11 protein-coding genes, 2 tRNA genes and 3 rRNA genes are annotated in these 19,459 nt (G+C 47.8%); 8 read left to right on the forward strand and 8 right to left on the reverse strand.

What is annotated here, in order from left to right:
- Nucleotides 1-51: 51 nt before the first annotated feature.
- Nucleotides 52-465 (reverse strand): TM2 domain-containing protein, encoded by a 414-nt coding sequence (locus FXF61_RS13520; RefSeq protein ID WP_151185751.1) that lies wholly within the window; start codon nt 463-465, stop codon nt 52-54.
- A gap of 286 nt (nt 466-751) precedes the next feature.
- On the opposite strand from FXF61_RS13520, the gene FXF61_RS13525 reads away from it, so the two are divergent.
- From FXF61_RS13525 to rrf, 8 genes are all read left to right on the forward strand, one after another.
- Nucleotides 752-1,531: an N-acetylmuramoyl-L-alanine amidase gene (locus FXF61_RS13525; RefSeq protein ID WP_151185752.1), complete on the forward strand. Its 780-nt coding sequence runs from the start codon at nt 752-754 to the stop codon at nt 1,529-1,531.
- 17 nt (nt 1,532-1,548) lie between these two features.
- Nucleotides 1,549-2,775 (forward strand): nucleoside recognition domain-containing protein, encoded by a 1,227-nt coding sequence (locus FXF61_RS13530; protein WP_151185753.1) that lies wholly within the window; start codon nt 1,549-1,551, stop codon nt 2,773-2,775.
- A gap of 22 nt (nt 2,776-2,797) precedes the next feature.
- Nucleotides 2,798-3,211: a hypothetical protein gene (locus FXF61_RS13535; protein ID WP_151185754.1), complete on the forward strand. Its 414-nt coding sequence runs from the start codon at nt 2,798-2,800 to the stop codon at nt 3,209-3,211.
- A gap of 401 nt (nt 3,212-3,612) precedes the next feature.
- Nucleotides 3,613-5,155 (forward strand): 16S ribosomal RNA (locus tag FXF61_RS13540).
- 195 nt (nt 5,156-5,350) lie between these two features.
- Nucleotides 5,351-5,427: transfer RNA gene (locus FXF61_RS13545), tRNA-Ile, on the forward strand.
- Between the two features lie 312 nt (nt 5,428-5,739).
- Nucleotides 5,740-5,815 (forward strand) — tRNA-Ala (locus tag FXF61_RS13550).
- Nucleotides 5,816-6,067: 252 nt separating this feature from the next.
- Nucleotides 6,068-9,175 (forward strand): 23S ribosomal RNA (locus FXF61_RS13555).
- 136 nt (nt 9,176-9,311) lie between these two features.
- A 5S ribosomal RNA gene (gene rrf, locus FXF61_RS13560) occupies nt 9,312-9,427 on the forward strand.
- The 16S, 23S and 5S rRNA genes sit together here with 2 tRNA genes alongside, the layout of an rRNA operon.
- 286 nt (nt 9,428-9,713) lie before the next feature.
- Here the strand turns inward: rrf and FXF61_RS13565 are convergent.
- The 7 genes from FXF61_RS13565 to FXF61_RS13595 all read right to left on the reverse strand — a co-directional run bounded on the left by FXF61_RS13565 (nt 9,714) and on the right by FXF61_RS13595 (nt 19,432).
- Nucleotides 9,714-10,928: a serine hydrolase gene (locus FXF61_RS13565; protein WP_151185755.1), complete on the reverse strand. Its 1,215-nt coding sequence runs from the start codon at nt 10,926-10,928 to the stop codon at nt 9,714-9,716.
- A 258-nt stretch (nt 10,929-11,186) separates the two neighbouring features.
- Nucleotides 11,187-12,209 carry a UDP-glucose 4-epimerase GalE gene (gene galE / locus FXF61_RS13570; RefSeq protein WP_151185756.1) on the reverse strand — a complete coding sequence of 341 codons (1,023 nt, stop codon included), beginning with the start codon at nt 12,207-12,209 and terminating at the stop codon, nt 11,187-11,189.
- A 21-nt stretch (nt 12,210-12,230) separates the two neighbouring features.
- Nucleotides 12,231-14,810, reverse strand: a complete 2,580-nt coding sequence (locus FXF61_RS13575; RefSeq protein ID WP_151185757.1) for a TRAP transporter permease — start codon at nt 14,808-14,810, stop codon at nt 12,231-12,233.
- Between the two features lie 96 nt (nt 14,811-14,906).
- Nucleotides 14,907-15,881, reverse strand: a complete 975-nt coding sequence (locus FXF61_RS13580) for a TAXI family TRAP transporter solute-binding subunit (protein ID WP_151185758.1) — start codon at nt 15,879-15,881, stop codon at nt 14,907-14,909.
- 129 nt (nt 15,882-16,010) lie between these two features.
- On the reverse strand, nt 16,011-17,321 hold the full coding sequence (gene argA, locus FXF61_RS13585) for an amino-acid N-acetyltransferase (RefSeq protein WP_151185759.1): 1,311 nt from the start codon (nt 17,319-17,321) through the stop codon (nt 16,011-16,013).
- Between the two features lie 131 nt (nt 17,322-17,452).
- Complete coding sequence (locus FXF61_RS13590; protein ID WP_151185760.1) at nt 17,453-18,718, reverse strand: inorganic phosphate transporter; 1,266 nt, start codon at nt 18,716-18,718, stop codon at nt 17,453-17,455.
- Nucleotides 18,719-18,754: 36 nt separating this feature from the next.
- A complete protein-coding gene (locus FXF61_RS13595; protein ID WP_151185761.1) occupies nt 18,755-19,432 on the reverse strand; it encodes a TIGR00153 family protein in 678 nt (225 codons plus the stop codon).
- Nucleotides 19,433-19,459: the final 27 nt, after the last annotated feature.

Consider the following 19,459-nt stretch of genomic DNA (forward strand, 5'->3'; position numbering starts at 1 on the left):
ATCTGCTCAGCGCTCTATGCATCTGAGCAGATGCATTGTACCTACAGCGGGTTAAAGTAATGATGAGTTGAAAATTTGATTTCTTATGGATATTTGTTGATTCATTGTCCAGAAATCATAGAGCACGCCGAGCAGGAAAAAACCTCCCGTGCAAAGATACAAAATCCCAGTAATCCACTTACCTTGGTACATGCGGTGCACACCAAATACACCTAAAAAGGTCAGCAGTATCCACGCAATATTGTAATCAACACGGCCACTGTGGAAGCGAAGACTTGCTTGTCGATCCATGCTAGGTATTAAAAATAAATCAATAATCCAGCCAATACCTAATAAACCCAAGGTGAAAAACCAAATGGTGCCAGTCACTGGTTTGCCGTAGTAAAAGCGATGTGAACCCAAGAAGCCAAAGATCCAGAGCAAATAACCTATGATAGGCGTATGGCTGTCTGTGTTGTAACGCATAATACAATCCTTCATGTGAGCCGTAGCAGTATGACTGATGTGAGATCAAATAGTTGCGTGGTTATTTGAGTGCAGGTCAGCCAAGACGTGCTTCAATGGTGTGAGGCATCATTGACCTAGATGATCTAGCAGCACTGTACGTTTTTGCAAACAGTGAAGGGCACCACCTGTTTAGTAGCAGAAGGTGCGCGTCAAGGACGTAGTCGCTGTCAATTTAATAAAGCTGTATGGGTTAAAAGTCAACACAGGTTTAACGATCATTAAGATAGCTAAAAATAGGTTGAATATGAAATTATCAGTGTTGTTATCTGTTGTTTTGTTTTTGTCAGGATGTAGCGGACTCAAATTTGATGACAGTTATCAGTCGGTAGGCCATGACAGCCGAGTGCAGTTTATTGTATTGCACTATACCTCCAGCGATCTGCCGCGTTCCTTGCATTTATTAACTGGAAAAAACGTCAGTAGTCATTACCTTATTGCAGAGCAGCCGGCGACCATTTATCGTTTAATTGATGAAAGTCGCCGTGCTTGGCATGCGGGCGACAGCCAGTGGAATGGACGAACTTGGTTAAATGCCAGCTCAATTGGTATTGAAATGGTCAACCAGGGGTATACCGATACGGCTACAGGGCGGATTTGGCAGCCATGGAGTGAGCAGCAAATTGATGCGCTGGTGCGTCTCTTGAAAGATATTATGCAGCGTCATGGTTTAGGGGCTGAGAGTGTTGTCGGTCACAGTGATATTGCACCACAGCGCAAAGTTGACCCCGGTCCTGCTTTCCCATGGCAGCGTTTGGCGCAAGAAGGCTTGATTCTGTGGCCAGAGCCGCAGGCGGTTGCTAGTCACTTAAACGTATTCACTGAGCAGTTGCCTTCGATTGTCTGGTTCCAAGAACAGTTAGGCAAGGTAGGCTATGCGGTGCCTATGCATGGCGAACTGGATGAGGCAACGCGTAATGTTGTAGCTGCATTTCAAATGAAATATCGCCCAGATTTATATGATGGTGAACCGGATGCGCAAACAGCAGCAATGCTCCTTGCGCTAACAAGACAAATGGGCCGCTAAACTTAGGAGCGCGCTGCATGTTAAATGGCTTATGGCTAAGTTTTTTTATTGTTGCCAGTGTTGCAGGGCTTGTACGTTGGTTTGGTGGTGACCCAGGTGTTTGGGCGGCCATGGTGGAAAGCCTGTTTAGCATGGCTAAGCTATCAGTTGATGTCATGCTGTTGTTATTCGGCACGCTGACGTTATGGCTTGGCTTTCTAAAAATTGCTGAAAAAGCAGGTTTAGTCGATCTATTAGCGCGATTGCTCGGCCCGCTATTTGCCAAATTAATGCCAGAGGTGCCACGCGGGCATCCAGCACTGGGCTTAATTACTTTAAATTTTGCTGCCAATGGCTTGGGCTTAGATAATGCGGCAACACCGATTGGCTTAAAGGCCATGCGCTCTTTACAAGAGATCAACCCCTCTAGCACGACGGCCAGTAATGCACAGATTCTATTCTTAGTCTTAAATGCGTCTTCGCTAACTTTATTACCCGTAACCATTTTTATGTATCGTGCGCAACAAGGTGCTGCTGATCCAACGTTGGTTTTTTTGCCGATTTTATTAGCTACGAGTGCTTCGAGTTTGGTGGGTTTGTTATCTGTCGCCTTTATGCAACGCCTACGCATTTGGCATCCAGTGGTTTTAGCTTATTTATTGCCTTGTGCTTTGCTGCTGGGCTTATTTATGGCCCTGTTGGGTAGTTTAAGTGCGACGGCATTAGCAAGTTTGTCGTCATTACTCGGTAACTTAACGCTCTTTGGCATCATTATGTGTTTTCTCGTATTGGGTATGATTCGTAAAGTGCCGGTATACGAAACCTTTGTTGAGGGGGCAAAAGAAGGTTTTGAGGTGGCGAAAGATTTGCTGCCTTATTTGATTGCTATGTTGTGCGCAATAGGCATTCTACGCGCTTCGGGTGCATTGGACTTTGGCTTAGACGGTATTCGTTGGCTAGTAGATTGGCTGCAATGGGACTCACGTTTCGTTGATGCATTACCTACAGCTATGGTTAAGCCTTTTTCAGGCAGTGCAGCACGGGCGATGTTAATCGAAACCATGCAAAGTCAGGGAGTGGATAGTTTTCCAGCATTAGTTGCAGCAACCATTCAAGGCAGTACTGAAACCACTTTTTATGTGTTGGCGGTGTATTTTGGCGCGGTAGGCATACATCGTGCACGCCATGCTGTGGGTTGTGCACTGTTGGCAGAGTTGGCTGGTGTGATTGCTGCGATCAGTGTCTGCTATTGGTTCTTTGGTTAAAGTGTTGATGAAGGTGATTGCTATGTTATCGAGAATCATTGGTAGTGCTGTACTTTTAATAGGTTGTAGCGCATGTGCAGCACCAATACCTGAGCATGCTGCAAATATGGCATGGGTTGATGTGCAGGCACAGGCCGGTCATCAGTTATCAGCACAGCGTATGGACGGCGTAAAGGTTGATGATGCCCGTTACTTTCAAATCAGTCCTGGGACGCATCAGCTTCAGGTGCGCTTAACCTATGATCAGGATGGTAGCCGTAGCGGTGATGGTCAGCGCCGTTGTCGAGTAGATGTTGCCTATGCTGACTTCCAAGCTGGCCAGCGCTACAGTATTCGAGCGCTGGCTAAGGGCTGGACGGTTAGAGCATGGTTGTATAACAGTACTGGGCAGCGGATTATTGAAAGCAAACCGATACGCTGTGGTTCGCAATATTAATGCATTTGAAGAAAGTTGATCTATTTTCACTTTAGCTCTTTACAGCTTTTTTAAAGCGTGTAGAATGCGCACCTCGTTAGGCAAATACAGCAACATGGCTTAACGTAACAAGTTGATTTTTAAGGAAATAAATTAAAAATTAGGCTTGACAGTTACTTGGGAGGATGTAGAATACGCCTCCTCGCTGAGACACTCAGCGAAACGTTCTTTAACAATTTGAATCAAGCAATTCGTGTGGGTGCTTGTGTGAGATGATTGATAGTCAGCAAGATTATCAGCAACACAAGTTATTCGGCGAATGAAAATTTGTAGAATTATTTTTGTCTTTTTTAATTTATTAATAAAAGATATTTGCGATTGCTGAGCCAAGTTTAGGGTTTTCTCAAAACCCGATCAGTATATAACTGAAGAGTTTGATCATGGCTCAGATTGAACGCTGGCGGCAGGCTTAACACATGCAAGTCGAGCGGTAACAGAGAGTAGTTTACTATTCTGCTGACGAGCGGCGGACGGGTGAGTAATGCCTAGGAATCTGCCTAGTAGTGGGGGATAACTTGCCGAAAGGTAAGCTAATACCGCATACGTCCTACGGGAGAAAGCAGGGGACCTTCGGGCCTTGCGCTATTAGATGAGCCTAGGTCGGATTAGTTAGTTGGTGAGGTAATGGCTCACCAAGACTGCGATCCGTAACTGGTCTGAGAGGATGATCAGTCACACTGGAACTGAGACACGGTCCAGACTCCTACGGGAGGCAGCAGTGGGGAATATTGGACAATGGGGGCAACCCTGATCCAGCCATGCCGCGTGTGTGAAGAAGGTCTTCGGATTGTAAAGCACTTTAAGTTGGGAGGAAGAGCAGTTAACGAATACTTGACTGTTTTGACGTTACCAACAGAATAAGCACCGGCTAACTTCGTGCCAGCAGCCGCGGTAATACGAAGGGTGCGAGCGTTAATCGGAATTACTGGGCGTAAAGCGCGCGTAGGTGGTTCATTAAGTTAGGAGTGAAAGCCCCGGGCTCAACCTGGGAATTGCTTCTAAAACTGGTGGGCTAGAGTACGGTAGAGGGTGGTGGAATTTCCTGTGTAGCGGTGAAATGCGTAGATATAGGAAGGAACATCAGTGGCGAAGGCGACCACCTGGACTGATACTGACACTGAGGTGCGAAAGCGTGGGGAGCAAACAGGATTAGATACCCTGGTAGTCCACGCCGTAAACGATGTCAACTAGTTGTTGGGTTCCTTGAGGACTTAGTAACGCAGCTAACGCATTAAGTTGACCGCCTGGGGAGTACGGCCGCAAGGTTAAAACTCAAATGAATTGACGGGGGCCCGCACAAGCGGTGGAGCATGTGGTTTAATTCGAAGCAACGCGAAGAACCTTACCTGGCCTTGACATGCTGAGAACTTTCCAGAGATGGATTGGTGCCTTCGGGAACTCAGACACAGGTGCTGCATGGCTGTCGTCAGCTCGTGTCGTGAGATGTTGGGTTAAGTCCCGTAACGAGCGCAACCCTTGTCCTTATTTACCAGCACGTAATGGTGGGCACTCTAAGGAGACTGCCGGTGACAAACCGGAGGAAGGTGGGGATGACGTCAAGTCATCATGGCCCTTACGGCCAGGGCTACACACGTGCTACAATGGTTGGTACAACGGGCTGCCAAGTCGCGAGACGGAGCTAATCCCATAAAACCAATCGTAGTCCGGATCGCAGTCTGCAACTCGACTGCGTGAAGTCGGAATCGCTAGTAATCGTGGATCAGAATGCCGCGGTGAATACGTTCCCGGGCCTTGTACACACCGCCCGTCACACCATGGGAGTGGGTTGCACCAGAAGTAGCTAGTCTAACCTTCGGGAGGACGGTTACCACGGTGTGATTCATGACTGGGGTGAAGTCGTAACAAGGTAGCCGTAGGGGAACCTGCGGCTGGATCACCTCCTTAATCGAAGACATCATCGTCTTCATAAGTATCCACACGAATTGCTTGATTCAATCTGTAGTAGCGATTGGGTTGTTAGGCCCTTGATAATTGGGTCTATGCTTGGCTTGGTTAAAGCGAACCCCCTGCCGTTGAGGTGGAAAGTAGGGTGAAGTTTGACCGACCGACTGACGGACCAAATGGTGGATTGACCTGTATGGGTCTGTAGCTCAGTTGGTTAGAGCGCACCCCTGATAAGGGTGAGGTCGGCAGTTCAACTCTGCCCAGACCCACCAAATTTTACTTATGCTGCGTTATTTAAAGACTCGTTTAGTGTTACTAAACTTCGCCTTTAAATGCCTTGCCTAAGAAAAATTACATTTTGAAGAGAAAGCTAAAAGCTAATTCGAATAAATGACAATTATTAGGTGGTTTAAAGGTACCGTTTCATTTGGCTTGTAGCTTTTAAGTTATGAGTTAGGTTTAACGAGTTATTTTTTGCTTAGATCGAGGAAGCTGCCGGAGCGAACGAAGGAGCATACTTCTGTATGTGACTGAGTAAGTGACAAGGCTGACGAAGATATAATCAAAAAAGAGCCGTTAAAAATGGGGCCATAGCTCAGCTGGGAGAGCGCCTGCCTTGCACGCAGGAGGTCAGCGGTTCGATCCCGCTTGGCTCCACCATTATCCAATCGTTCGAAGCTCAGACATGAGCATTTAGTCAGCCGCAGGCTGTTTGAATGTTGATGTCTGGTCTTTACCAGAACTGTTCTTTAAAAATTTAGGCATGTGATAGAAGTAAAAAAGACTAGATGATTACTTTCACTGGTAATTGTTTAGGCTAAGGTAAAATTTGTGAGTTTTTTAATTGCGAATTTTCGGCGTAATATCGATCTTCACGTTATAGATATATAACCAAATTGCTTGGGGTTATATGGTCAAGTGAAGAAGCGCATACGGTGGATGCCTTGGCAGTCAGAGGCGATGAAAGACGTTGTAGCCTGCGATAAGCTTTGGGGAGTCGGCAAACAGACTGTGATCCAGAGATCTCTGAATGGGGAAACCCACCTAACGTAAGTTAGGTATCTTATAGTGAATACATAGCTATAAGAGGCGAACGCGGGGAACTGAAACATCTAAGTACCCGTAGGAAAAGAAATCAACCGAGATTCCCTTAGTAGTGGCGAGCGAACGGGGACTAGCCCTTAAGTGGCTTAGAGATTAGTAGAAGGCTCTGGAAAGTGCCGCCATAGTGGGTGATAGCCCTGTATACGAAAATCTCTTAGTCATGAAATCGAGTAGGACGGAGCACGAGAAACTTTGTCTGAATATGGGGGGACCATCCTCCAAGGCTAAATACTACTGACTGACCGATAGTGAACCAGTACCGTGAGGGAAAGGCGAAAAGAACCCCGGAGAGGGGAGTGAAATAGAACCTGAAACCGTATGCGTACAAGCAGTGGGAGCCCGATCACTCAATAACATTGAGTGGCACAATTTTGATGACACACATGGGTTGTTTAGGTAACAATATTTGCTTGCAAATGTTGGTCAACACACTAAACAAGCAGTGTTATTGAGGATCGGGTGACTGCGTACCTTTTGTATAATGGGTCAGCGACTTATTTTCAGTGGCAAGCTTAACCGAATAGGGGAGGCGTAGCGAAAGCGAGTCTTAATAGGGCGACAGTCGCTGGGAATAGACCCGAAACCGGGCGATCTATCCATGGGCAGGTTGAAGGTTGGGTAACACTAACTGGAGGACCGAACCGACTATCGTTGAAAAGCTAGCGGATGACCTGTGGATCGGAGTGAAAGGCTAATCAAGCCCGGAGATAGCTGGTTCTCCTCGAAAGCTATTTAGGTAGCGCCTCGTGTATCACTGCTGGGGGTAGAGCACTGTTTTGGCTAGGGGGTCATCCCGACTTACCAACCCAATGCAAACTCCGAATACCAGCAAGTGCGAGCACGGGAGACACACGGCGGGTGCTAACGTCCGTCGTGGAAAGGGAAACAACCCAGACCGTCAGCTAAGGTCCCAAAGTTATGGTTAAGTGGGAAACGATGTGGGAAGGCTTAGACAGCTAGGAAGTTGGCTTAGAAGCAGCCATCTTTTAAAGAAAGCGTAATAGCTCACTAGTCGAGTCGGCCTGCGCGGAAGATGTAACGGGGCTCAAACCATACACCGAAGCTACGGACATAGACATTCCACTTAAAATCATTCAATTGTTTACGCTTGCGAGCCGTTAGGCGAGCAAAGCACACCCTCACGTTGAGGGAAGTAAAAGTAAAATAAACAGTGGTTTTAAGGGAATGTCTATGTGGTAGAGGAGCGTTGTGTAAGCCGTTGAAGGTGAGTTGAGAAGCTTGCTGGAGGTATCACAAGTGCGAATGCTGACATGAGTAACGATAATGAGTGTGAAAAACACTCACGCCGAAAGACCAAGGTTTCCTGCGCAACGTTAATCGACGCAGGGTGAGTCGGCCCCTAAGGCGAGACTGAAAAGTGTAGTCGATGGGAAACAGGTTAATATTCCTGTACTTCTAATTATTGCGATGGAGAGACGGAGAAGGCTAGGCCATCAGGGCGTTGGTTGTCCCTGTTTAAGGTGGTAGGCAGAGATCTTAGGAAAATCCGGGATTTTGTTAATGCCGAGAGCTGATGACGAGCGTTCTTTAGAATGCGAAGTGGTTGATGCCATGCTTCCAAGAAAAACTTCTAAGCTTCAGATAATTAGGAACCGTACCCCAAACCGACACAGGTGGTTGGGTAGAGAATACCAAGGCGCTTGAGAGAACTCGGGTGAAGGAACTAGGCAAAATGGCACCGTAACTTCGGGAGAAGGTGCGCTGGTGAGGGTGAAGTATTTACTACGTAAGCCTTTGCTAGTCGAAGATACCAGGCCGCTGCGACTGTTTATTAAAAACACAGGACTCTGCAAACTCGAAAGAGGACGTATAGGGTCTGACGCCTGCCCGGTGCTGGAAGGTTAATTGATGGGGTTAGCGTAAGCGAAGCTCTTGATCGAAGCCCCAGTAAACGGCGGCCGTAACTATAACGGTCCTAAGGTAGCGAAATTCCTTGTCGGGTAAGTTCCGACCTGCACGAATGGCGTAACGATGGCGGCGCTGTCTCCACCCGAGACTCAGTGAAATTGAAATCGCTGTGAAGATGCAGTGTATCCGCGGCAAGACGGAAAGACCCCGTGAACCTTTACTATAGCTTTGCACTGGACTTTGAAGTTGTTTGTGTAGGATAGGTGGGAGGCTTTGAAACTGCGACGCTAGTTGCAGTGGAGCCAACCTTGAAATACCACCCTGGCAACTTTGAGGTTCTAACTCTGGTCCGTTATCCGGATCGAGGACAGTGTATGGTGGGTAGTTTGACTGGGGCGGTCTCCTCCTAAAGAGTAACGGAGGAGTACGAAGGTGCGCTCAGACCGGTCGGAAATCGGTCGTAGAGTATAAAGGCAAAAGCGCGCTTAACTGCGAGACCAACAAGTCGAGCAGGTACGAAAGTAGGTCTTAGTGATCCGGTGGTTCTGTATGGAAGGGCCATCGCTCAACGGATAAAAGGTACTCCGGGGATAACAGGCTGATACCGCCCAAGAGTTCATATCGACGGCGGTGTTTGGCACCTCGATGTCGGCTCATCACATCCTGGGGCTGAAGCCGGTCCCAAGGGTATGGCTGTTCGCCATTTAAAGTGGTACGCGAGCTGGGTTTAGAACGTCGTGAGACAGTTCGGTCCCTATCTGTCGTGGACGTTTGAGATTTGAGAGGGGCTGCTCCTAGTACGAGAGGACCGGAGTGGACGAACCTCTGGTGTTCCGGTTGTCACGCCAGTGGCATTGCCGGGTAGCTATGTTCGGAAGAGATAACCGCTGAAAGCATCTAAGCGGGAAGCTTGCCTCAAGATGAGATCTCACTGGAGCTTTAAGCTCCCTGAAGGGCCCTTGAAGACTACAAGGTTGATAGGTTGGGTGTGTAAGTGCTGTGAGGCATTGAGCTAACCAATACTAATTGCCCGTGAGGCTTGACCATATAACACCCAAACAATTTGGGAAGACGAATTGTGACCGAAAGTTCGCAAAGCGCACAAATAAACTGATACTATTGCATGCCTAATTAGAGAAGACGATGATCACGAAAGTGAGAAACGGCTCCTCAAAAAGAATTGCTTGACGACCATAGAGCATTGGAACCACCTGATCCCATCCCGAACTCAGAAGTGAAACGATGCATCGCCGATGGTAGTGTGGGGTTTCCCCATGTGAGAGTAGGTCATTGTCAAGCGCCAAATAAAAAGGCCATCCTGTCTAGGGTGGCCTTTTTTTGTTTGCAGTTTTCATAAATCTATTGTTACCGCCGGCCGTCCCATGTGACAAACGCGTCGGGAACGTGTTTGGACAGGCTTTAGTCTGCCCGAAGGGTGAGCACCAAGGATGGTGCGAATCCGAGTAGGTCATTGTCAAGCTTAAACACAAAACCCTAGATCAGAAATGGTCTGGGGTTTTTTTATGCCTGAACTAAAATAAATCTACCAATAAGACCCGCCTGCATAGAGTCACTGCGGTAAGTTTTATACCAGCGCTCCATTAACAATAGCGCGTAGTTCTTGGCGGATCGGATAGGATGACGAGGGAATCAACTGCGTCATGAAGATCATAACAAGCTCCTCGACTGGATCAATAAAAAAGTTGGTGCTGGCTAGGCCACCCCAGCCGTACTCGCCAAGCGATCCGTTGGTTTGCGATTTTGCAACGTCAGTCTTGACCGAAAAACCCAGGCCAAAGCCACTTCCAGCGTAAGGTGTTTCGCTAAATGCTCCAACGGAGAGCCCCGGTAAATCACGGTTATCGGGTAAGTGGTTGCTACGCATGAATTCCAGCGTTTTTCGACCAATAATCCGTCGTCCTTGAAACTCGCCACCCTGACACAGTGCTTGGGCAAAATTGAAATAATCGTCAATAGTGGAGACCAGTCCGCCGCCGCCAGATAGAAAGGTTCCTTTACGCCGGAAGGCAGAATTCTCAGGGTCGTCCTGCAACTCGAATTGATCCCCTAGCTGGTACTGATAACAAGCAGCGAAACGATCAAGCTGATCGTCACGGACATGGAATCCTGTATCGACCATGCCCAGAGGCTTAAAGATATGCTCGCGCAGATACTCATCAAAGGGTTGACCCGACAGCAGCTGCACCAGATACCCGAGCACATCGGTGCTCACAGAATAATTCCAGGCTGTACCTGGTGAAAATTCCAGCGGTAGCTCTGCCAGTTGATTGACTAACGACTCCAAGGTTAAGCCTGGGCTGCCATCAAGGCCCAACTCTCGATAAGCCGCGTCGACGTTGGTGCGGTGCATAAAGCCATAGGTCAGTCCAGACATATGGGTGAATAGATCACGAATGGTCATTGCGTTGATTGCAGGCGTGGTTAAGAAGCTGGGGTGGATGCCACTTTTATATACCCGCAGATTTTTCCAGCTAGGGATATAGCGGTGCACCGGATCATCCAGTAAAAACCGTCCCTGTTCATACAGCTGCATCATAGCAATAGAGGTGATGGGTTTGGTCATGGAATAGATACGAAAAATAGTATCCCTGCTCATGGGTTTATTGCGCTCAACATCCATCAATCCCTGAGCTTTTATATAGGCAATCTCGCCTCGCTGGGCGACCAGAGTCAGCGTACCGGGTAGTTTACCAGGCTGGATATAGCAGCGATCAATATGGTTTTCAATATTACCAAGCCGCTCTGTTGATAGGCCGGCAGGTTGTTTGAGCTGGGTCATAGAAGTACCTTGTCGGATGAGTAATCAAGCAGTAACTGCAGCGCCACTTAATAATACGCGCAATTGTGAAGCTAAATGAACATTAGCAAGCTATCAGATTTGAGTTTGGTTTTTTGGACAAAGCCAGCCGATATTTTTCACAAAGCTTAGCAGTGCTTGATGATCTGATCATGTTTGAACATCTCTGCCTAAGCCAAATAAACCACTGCGATGCTCAATGAAAAACGGCCAGCTTAAGTGCTGACCGTTATCTGTTATTTAGCTATTAAAACCCTCAGGGTTGCTTTGTTGCCAACGCCAGGTATCACGCATCATATCCTCTAAGCTGTGCTGTGCTGTCCAGCCCAGTTCTTGCGCTGCCTTGGTAGGATCGGCCCAGCATTCAGCAATATCACCGCTGCGCCGAGCTACTATTGCATAGGGAACGCTTACGCCGGCCGCTTGCTCAAAGGCCGCAAGCATTTGTAGGACGCTATAACCTTGTCCAGTACCTAGATTCCATATATGCACACCTTGCGAGCTGCTAATCGCAGTGAGGGCTTTTAAGTGGCCTGCAGCTAGATCAACAACATGAATATAATCACGCACGCCAGTGCCGTCTGGGGTTGGGTAGTCGTTACCATAAATTGACAGCTGTTGCAGTTTACCTACTGCAACCTGGCTGATGTAGGGCAGCAGGTTATTTGGAATGCCGTTGGGATCTTCACCTATTAAACCGCTGGCATGTGCGCCTACAGGATTAAAATAACGCAGTAAGGCAATACTCCAGCGCGCCTCAGACAAACTGAGATCAGTTAGGATCTCTTCTATCATCAGCTTTGAGCGGCCATACGGATTTGTTGGCGTGCCGGTTGGGCAGTCTTCGCTGATAGGCATTTGTTTAGGCTCACCATACACAGTTGCAGATGAGCTGAATACCAAATTGAACACTTCAGCCGCAGCCATTGCTTGCAATAAAACCAGGCTGCCGCTGACGTTATTTTCATAATAGGCCAGCGGTTGCTGCACGCTTTCACCCACTGCTTTTAAGCCAGCAAAATGCAAGACCGCTTGAATCGAGTGGCGGGCGAAGATTGTGTCGAGCAATTGGCGATCACGAATATCACCTTCAATAAAGGTCGCTGCCTTACCGCAAATACGCTTAACACGGCGCAATGACTCTAGCGAGCTATTGGCTAAATTGTCTAAGACAATAACCTCATAGCCTGCTTCAAGCAGGGCTAGAGTTGTATGCGAGCCAATATAACCTGCGCCGCCAGTGACGAGTATAGATTGCTTCATGCTTTTCTAAATATCCTTAAATCAATGCGTTGCCTGCTGTTTGTGTGCTGGGCTTGTACGTTTCCTGCGCCACTGCAATGCACTGATTGCTAAGAGTAACAGTAAGCCAGGAATCCACATGATTTCTTTGCGCATACGATCGGTTGGCGCACGTACTTTTAAGATCTGTTGATCGAACTCGAGGCCTAAGTCTGCAGCTTGGCTGGCAAAAGCAACGTTATCAACAAGGGTCTTGCCATCGTGCTCTATTAATTCTAAACCTAGCGCTTGCATACGTTCTGCACCACTGCTACCGGCAGGTACGGGGAGTAAGATAACAAACTCTTTGGGGTCACCAACGCCGTCTTGACCAAGTATGCGCAAACGTAATTTGCTAGCTTCATCCACTTGTCCTAACACCTGAACCAGCTGGCTCGGAGGTGCATCTTGGTAGGGGTCATGGATGATATCCATCCAAAAACCTGGACGGAACAACGTGAAGGCGACCAGCAATAATAGTATGTTTTCATACCAACGGTTGCGGGTGATAAACCAACCTTGGGTACCGGCAGCAAAAATCAACATAGCCACAGTGGCGACAATAAAAATCAATACACCGTGCATAAAGCTGATATTAATCAGCAACAAGTCCGTGTTAAAGATAAATAAGAACGGCAGTAATGCTGTGCGTAAGCTGTAATAAAAGGCTTGTACACCGGTTTTAATCGGATCACCCTTAGATACGGCTGCTGCAGCAAACGAAGCCAAACCTACTGGGGGAGTGACATCGGCCATAATGCCAAAATAGAAGACAAATAGGTGTACCGCGATTAGGGGTACAATCAAACCATTTTGCTGGCCGAGGGTAATCACCACAGGTGCTAATAAGCTTGAAACTACAATGTAGTTGGCGGTTGTGGGCAGTCCCATACCCAGAATTAAACTGAATACTGCGGTAAATATGAGCATCAGCAGCAGATTACCCATAGAGAGCAATTCAACTAAGTCAGCCAGAACTAGGCCTACGCCAGTTTGCGATACCGCACCCACAATAATCCCGGCTGCTGCTGTAGCAATACCAATACCGATCATGTTGCGCGCACCAGCAATCATACCCTCGCGCAGATCAATGGCACCGTCTATCCAGCCACCATGATCATAACTACCATCGCTGCGCATCCATGTGAGAATAGGGCGCTGCGTCAGCAAGATAAAGATCAGCATCACGCTTCCCCAAAATGCAGAGAGCCCAGGCGATAAGCGTTCAATCATTAGACACCAGACCAATACCACCACCGGCAAGACAAAGTGTAAGCCAGACAATAGAACAGCGCGGGTATTGGGTAATTCCTCAAGAGGCTTGTTAGGGTCCTCCATCTCTAATGGTGGGTTACTTGCAGCAATTTTTAGCAGGCCGAGGTAAGTAATAGCTAATAAAGTACCAATGCCTAACAGAGCATGCTCACCTAGAGCAGGTTTAAGCCAACCTAAACCGTAATAGACCAGTAAAGAAATACCAGAAATCAGTGCCGTACCAAAAGCAAAGCCGGTTAAACGACGCAACCAGGGCTTAAGTTGATCATTGCCAATGGGCTGCATGTTTAACTTAAGCGCTTCTAAATGCACGATGTAGAGTAATGCGATATAGGAAATGGCAGCAGGCAAGAAGGCATGCTTAATAATATCGACGTAAGGAATACCCACGTATTCAACCATTAAGAAGGCGGCAGCACCCATCACTGGCGGCATGATTTGCCCGTTTACTGATGAAGCAACTTCTACTGCACCGGCTTTTTCTGAAGAAAAGCCAACTTTTTTCATCATCGGGATCGTGAAGGTACCCGTAGTTACTACGTTGGCGATTGATGAGCCTGAAATCATACCGGTTAGGCCTGAGGCAACAACGGCAGCTTTCGCGGGACCGCCACGCATATGGCCTAACATACTAAAAGCGAGCTGAATAAAATAGTTGCCGGCACCGGCACGTTCTAATAAGGCACCAAACAAAACAAACAAAAAGACAAAACTGGTTGATACACCGAGCGCAATACCGAATACACCTTCGGTAGTGATCCATTGGTGATTGGCTAGTGCGGTAAAGCTTACGCCGCGGTGGGCGAGCATATCCGGCATGTACGGACCAGCAATACTGTAGCTTAAAAACAATAGGGCAATAATGGCGAGTGGTGGGCCTAAGGTGCGACGTGTGGCTTCCAAAAGCATTGGAATACCAATACAGGCGGTTACTAAATCAGCTGTAGTTAAACTACCAGGGCGCAAGGCCAAATCCTGATAGAAAATAAATAAGTAAGCGGCGCTGGATGCGGCGATTAAGCCTAGCGCAATATCAACTAATGGCACGCGATGACGTGGCGAGCGTTTAAATGCTGGGTACGCTAAAAAAGCCAGCAACAATGCAAATGACAGGTGAATTGAGCGTGTTTCAGTATCGTTAAATACCCCAATGTTAAAAATAAAGGGTAAAGGTGAAGCAATCCAAAGTTGAAACAATGACCAAAGTAAAGCAAGACTGGCGATAACCTGTGCCATGATGCCGTCAGGTAGGCGAGCACCTGCATCTTGTGCAATAAGTTCTTCGGCGGAAAGGTGTTTGTCTGACATGACAGTTAACCTGCATAGAATCTAAAAAACCAATACGCCAGTACGAGGTCGAGTACTGGCGTATTGGAGGTAATGTAACGAGTAAGTCTTTGGCTATTACATCCAGCCGCGTTCTTTATAGTAACGCACCGCACCTTCGTGCAATGGTGCAGATAAACCTGCATCAATCATTTCTTCAGCTTTTAAATCGTTAAAGGCTGGGTGTAAACGCTTGAAACGATCAAGGTTGTCAAAGACTGATTTAACCATTTGATAGACTAAGTCAGCACTGACGTTGCTGCTGGTTGAGAGTACAGCTTTACCACCAATGGATGGTGTTGGCAGGTCGTTGCCAGTGTACATGCCGCCAGGGATTTCAGCTTTAGTGTAATAGCTCTTTTCTGCTAATAGCGCATCAATCTCAGGCCCAGTTACTGGAACCAAAACAGCATCAACGGTGGTGGTTGCTTCTTGAATAGCGCCGTTAGGATGGCCAACAAAGTACGTCATAGCGTCAATGTTGTTATCGTTTAAGGCGCTGGCTTGTTCTGCGGCTTTGAGTTCAGCAGCTAAAGCGAAAACGCTACGTTCCCAGCCTTTTTTCTGCATGATTTCATCAAGGGTGTCACGCTGGCCGGAACCTGGATTACCGATATTGACGCGCTTACCTTTTAAGTCATCAAAATTAGCAATGTGCGAGTCACGACGTGCCAGTACAGTGAATACTTCACTCTGCAATGAGAAAAGCGCACGCATATCATCCATTGCGCCTTCAGCTTCAAAGGGCGCTAAGCCTTTCATTGCTTTGTATTGGTGGTCGGATTGCATCACACCGAAGTTGAACTCACCGCTACGGATACCGTTAACGTTTGCTACACCGCCGCCACTTGCCGGAGCGTTACAGCGAACGCCACTGGTTTTGCTGTCACGGTTAATGAAACGGCAGATGGATTGTCCTGCCACGTAATACACGCCGGTTTGTCCGCCCGTACCAATGGTGATGTATTTCTCTTCGGCCTGTGCCACACCGCTCAAGGTCATACCTGCGAGGGTCATGGACAGGGCTAATGCGAGAGTTTTGCCTTTGCTCATGGGGAGTTCTCCTTAATTATTGTTAACATTACAAATGGCAACGAATACCGAAAGTAATGCTGTAAGTTGCTGCGTAGTGTGTACTCAACAACATGCTTGCACTCTAATAGCTTTTATTGCTAAAGACTATTAGTTCAAGGTTTTACGAAAGACTTTAGAGTTACGTTGAAAGTTATACAGCGATGCTTTTTCGTTAGGCAGCTGTTGCAGTGTGCAGGCTTGAAAGCCACGTTCTTGAAACCAATGTGCGGTACGCGTGGTTAAGACAAATAACGACTCTAATTGTAACGCACGTGCGCGCTGTTCGATACGATGCAGTAACACATCACCATGCCCGCCGTGGCGATAATCAGGGTGGACTGCTAAGCAAGCTAGCTCGCCTGTTGCCTGCTCCGGAAATGAGTAGAGGGCTGCGCAAGCAATGATTAAGCCGTCACGCTCAACAATACTGAATTGGCCGATTTCACGCTCAAGTAAGTCACGTGAGCGGCGCACTAAAATACCTTGTTCTTCCAAAGGGCGAATTAATTCTAGTAAACCACCCACATCTTCAATTTGAGCCTCGCGTACTTGCTCAAATTGACCTTGATCCACCAAGGTGCCGCAACCATCGCGGGTGAACAGTTCGGTTAGCAAGGCGCCATCTTGCGAATAACTTATAATATGGCAGCGTGATACACCGCTACGGCATGCGCTGGCGGCAGCAAGCAGTAGCTCAGCGGGCTCAGTTTGTTTGCTGTCTTTAAAACGCTGTAGATGCTGTTCGGCGTGCTGTGCTGGCAGCTCACGGATTAAATGCCCGCTTGCGTCTAGCAAACCCAGATCTGAGCTGAACAGCAGTAATTTATCCGCTTGTAACTCTATTGCCGCACGGGTAGCGATATCTTCACTGGCTAAATTAAAAATTTCTCCGGTCGGTGAATAACCCATTGGTGGCAGTAGAACAATGCTGCGGTCATCCAGTAAACGTTTAATACCTTTACTATCAATGCGCCGCACTTCGCCGGTGTGCTGATAATCAACGCCATCAATAACGCCAAGTGGGCGTGCGGTAACAAAGTTACCACCAGCCACTCTTAAGCGTGCCCCTTGCATCGGGGACGCTGCCATATCCATTGATAAGCGTGCCTCTATAGTTGCGCGCAGTTGGCCCACGGCATCCAGTACGCAGCTTAATGTGGGTGCATCGGTGATGCGTAAGTCTTGATGGTAATGTGATTCTAAGCCAAGCGTGATTAAGCGTGACTCAATTTGCGGACGTGAGCCAAACACCAGGACAAGGCGCACACCTAAACTGTGCAATAACACCAAGTCATGAACGATATTGCCAAAGTTATCATGTGCAATGCTTTCGCCTGGCAGCATGACCACAAAGGTGCGTTCACGATGCGCATTGATGTAAGGCGATGAGTGGCGTAGCGAGTTAACGTAATCGTGCATGAGTGCGTCCAATCATGGCGACAGCTAAAGAGTTATCAGTATCTACCGTGGCTGGCTGTCACTGAGTAGAAACAGTGCGGTTTTTCAGGCAATACATCATTGCGTAGCACCTGAAAAACCGATGGTTAGTATTATAGAAAGATTAATTTCAAAATACTAAAGAACAAAATAGCGAGGAATGCACCAGCCGGCAAGGTGATGGCCCAAGACATAAAGATTGAGCCAATAACGCGCAAGTTTAACGCACCGATACCACGAGCTAAGCCAATCCCTAGTACCGCACCCACCAAGGTGTGTGTGGTCGATACTGGCAAACCGATGGCTGAGGCGCCGACGACTGTTGAGGCGGTCGCCAGTTCAGCAGCAAAACCACGACTTGGGGTCAGTTCGGTGATACCACGGCCCACGGTAGCAATGATTTTATAACCGTAAGTGGCCAAGCCAATTACAATACCGATTGCACCCAGCAGTAGCACCCACGCGGGAACGGCTGATTTCGCTGTCAGTTCGCCGACACCATGATTTTGAATCACACCAGCAATGGCTGCCAGTGGACCTACAGCGTTTGCCACATCATTAGCACCATGGGCAAAGGCCATGGCGCAGGCGGTGAAAATCATTAAGGTTGCAAAGACTTTTTCAACGCTAGCAAAGTACGTACCGCGGTTGGCATCGGGTGCTATTTTGACGCGACGCAGCAGATAAATGCCGAGCAGCATGACTAAAACACCCACGCCCACAGCAAGTACCATGCTTTGTTCGCTACTGAGGTTTAGGCCTACGTGTTTAAGGCCCTTAGACAGGGTCATTAATGCAACCATAAAGCCGGTCAGGAACATGTAAAAAGGTACATAGCGCTTAGCATTATCAAAAGGGCTGTCCGTATTAATAATCAGCTTTTGCACACTGACGAATAAACCAAATGCTAAAACACCCGATAAGAATGGTGTCACGACCCAGCTGGCCATGATCGGTAGAATCGCGCTCCAATGCACTGCATCAAATGACACACCAAAGGCAGCAAATCCAACCACAGCACCAATGATGGTGTGTGTTGTGGATACTGGCCAACCTTTATTGGTGGCAATCAACAGCCACGTTCCAGATGCGAGCAGAGCTGACATCATTCCTAATACCAGTAAGTCGGCTGTCATAACATCGATATCGACAATGCCGTTTTTAATGGTTTCGGTGACCTCACCACCAGCTAAATAAGCACCGCAAAATTCAAAAACCATTGCTATAATAATGGCTTGTTTGATGGTCAGTGCACCTGACCCAACAGACGTACCCATGGCGTTGGCAACGTCATTCGCACCGACGCCCCAAGCCATAAAGAAACCAAAAAGACAGGCTAAAACTAAAAGTATAAAGCCGTAGTCAGTTAAAAGAGCCATAAAAAATCCGCTTGTTCCAGGTGGGGCGCGTTAACGTCAGCGCGCTAGCAGTTGTTCCAATCGGTTACCGATGCGCTCAGCGCGGTCAGCGACATCACCGATCCATTCGATGATGGTGTACAGAAACATGACATCAACAGGCGGCATCTCTTTCTCTAATTTAAAGAGAGTGCGACGCACTTCAATTTGCATCCGGTCGGTGTCGTGCTCAATATCTTCGAGCACTTCGATCATGGCCGTAACACGATTAACTTCGCGGTTACCAAAACCTGTTTCAAGGATTTCATCCAACTCATTCATCGCAGTGAGGGCTTGTTCACTGGCATCAACAACGCGCTGCACAAAGGCAAGAATCATGGGTTGTAATGGCTGCGGTATAGTCATTTGCCGGCCCAGCATGAGGCCCGCAATGTCTTTTGCGCGATTGGCGACTTTGTCCTGTACACTGAGCAATTCGAGTAAGTCAGAACGCGGTACCGGCAAAAATAGACTTTTAGGAAGGTGAATACGCACATTGCGCTTGAGTTTATCGGCTTCTTTTTCCAGCCGAGACATCTCTTGTTGGACAAGCTCAACGCGTGACCAGTCTTCGGCAATGACGGCTTGGAAAAAAGGAATTAAATTGGAAGCACATTCATGTGCTTTGGCAATATGTTGCTGCATCGGCCCAATGGGCGAACGACCAAACAAACTTACAAACGGGTTTATCGACATAGAGAGCTGCGCTCGATTAGCAATGAC

Source organism: Pseudomonas sp. C27(2019) (genome assembly GCF_008807395.1).
Lineage (GTDB): Bacteria > Pseudomonadota > Gammaproteobacteria > Pseudomonadales > Pseudomonadaceae > Denitrificimonas.

Coding starts and splice junctions, on each gene's coding strand:
- FXF61_RS13565 (WP_151185755.1), bottom strand. CDS start 10,928: ATGACCCAGCTCAAACAACCTGCCGGCCTATCAACAGAGCGGCTTGGT.
- FXF61_RS13575 (WP_151185757.1), bottom strand. CDS start 14,810: ATGTCAGACAAACACCTTTCCGCCGAAGAACTTATTGCACAAGATGCA.
- argA (WP_151185759.1), bottom strand. CDS start 17,321: ATGCACGATTACGTTAACTCGCTACGCCACTCATCGCCTTACATCAAT.
- FXF61_RS13590 (WP_151185760.1), bottom strand. CDS start 18,718: ATGGCTCTTTTAACTGACTACGGCTTTATACTTTTAGTTTTAGCCTGT.
- FXF61_RS13525 (WP_151185752.1), top strand. CDS start 752: ATGAAATTATCAGTGTTGTTATCTGTTGTTTTGTTTTTGTCAGGATGT.
- FXF61_RS13530 (WP_151185753.1), top strand. CDS start 1,549: ATGTTAAATGGCTTATGGCTAAGTTTTTTTATTGTTGCCAGTGTTGCA.
- FXF61_RS13535 (WP_151185754.1), top strand. CDS start 2,798: ATGTTATCGAGAATCATTGGTAGTGCTGTACTTTTAATAGGTTGTAGC.
- FXF61_RS13580 (WP_151185758.1), bottom strand. CDS start 15,881: ATGAGCAAAGGCAAAACTCTCGCATTAGCCCTGTCCATGACCCTCGCA.
- FXF61_RS13595 (WP_151185761.1), bottom strand. CDS start 19,432: ATGTCGATAAACCCGTTTGTAAGTTTGTTTGGTCGTTCGCCCATTGGG.
- galE (WP_151185756.1), bottom strand. CDS start 12,209: ATGAAGCAATCTATACTCGTCACTGGCGGCGCAGGTTATATTGGCTCG.
- FXF61_RS13520 (WP_151185751.1), bottom strand. CDS start 465: ATGCGTTACAACACAGACAGCCATACGCCTATCATAGGTTATTTGCTC.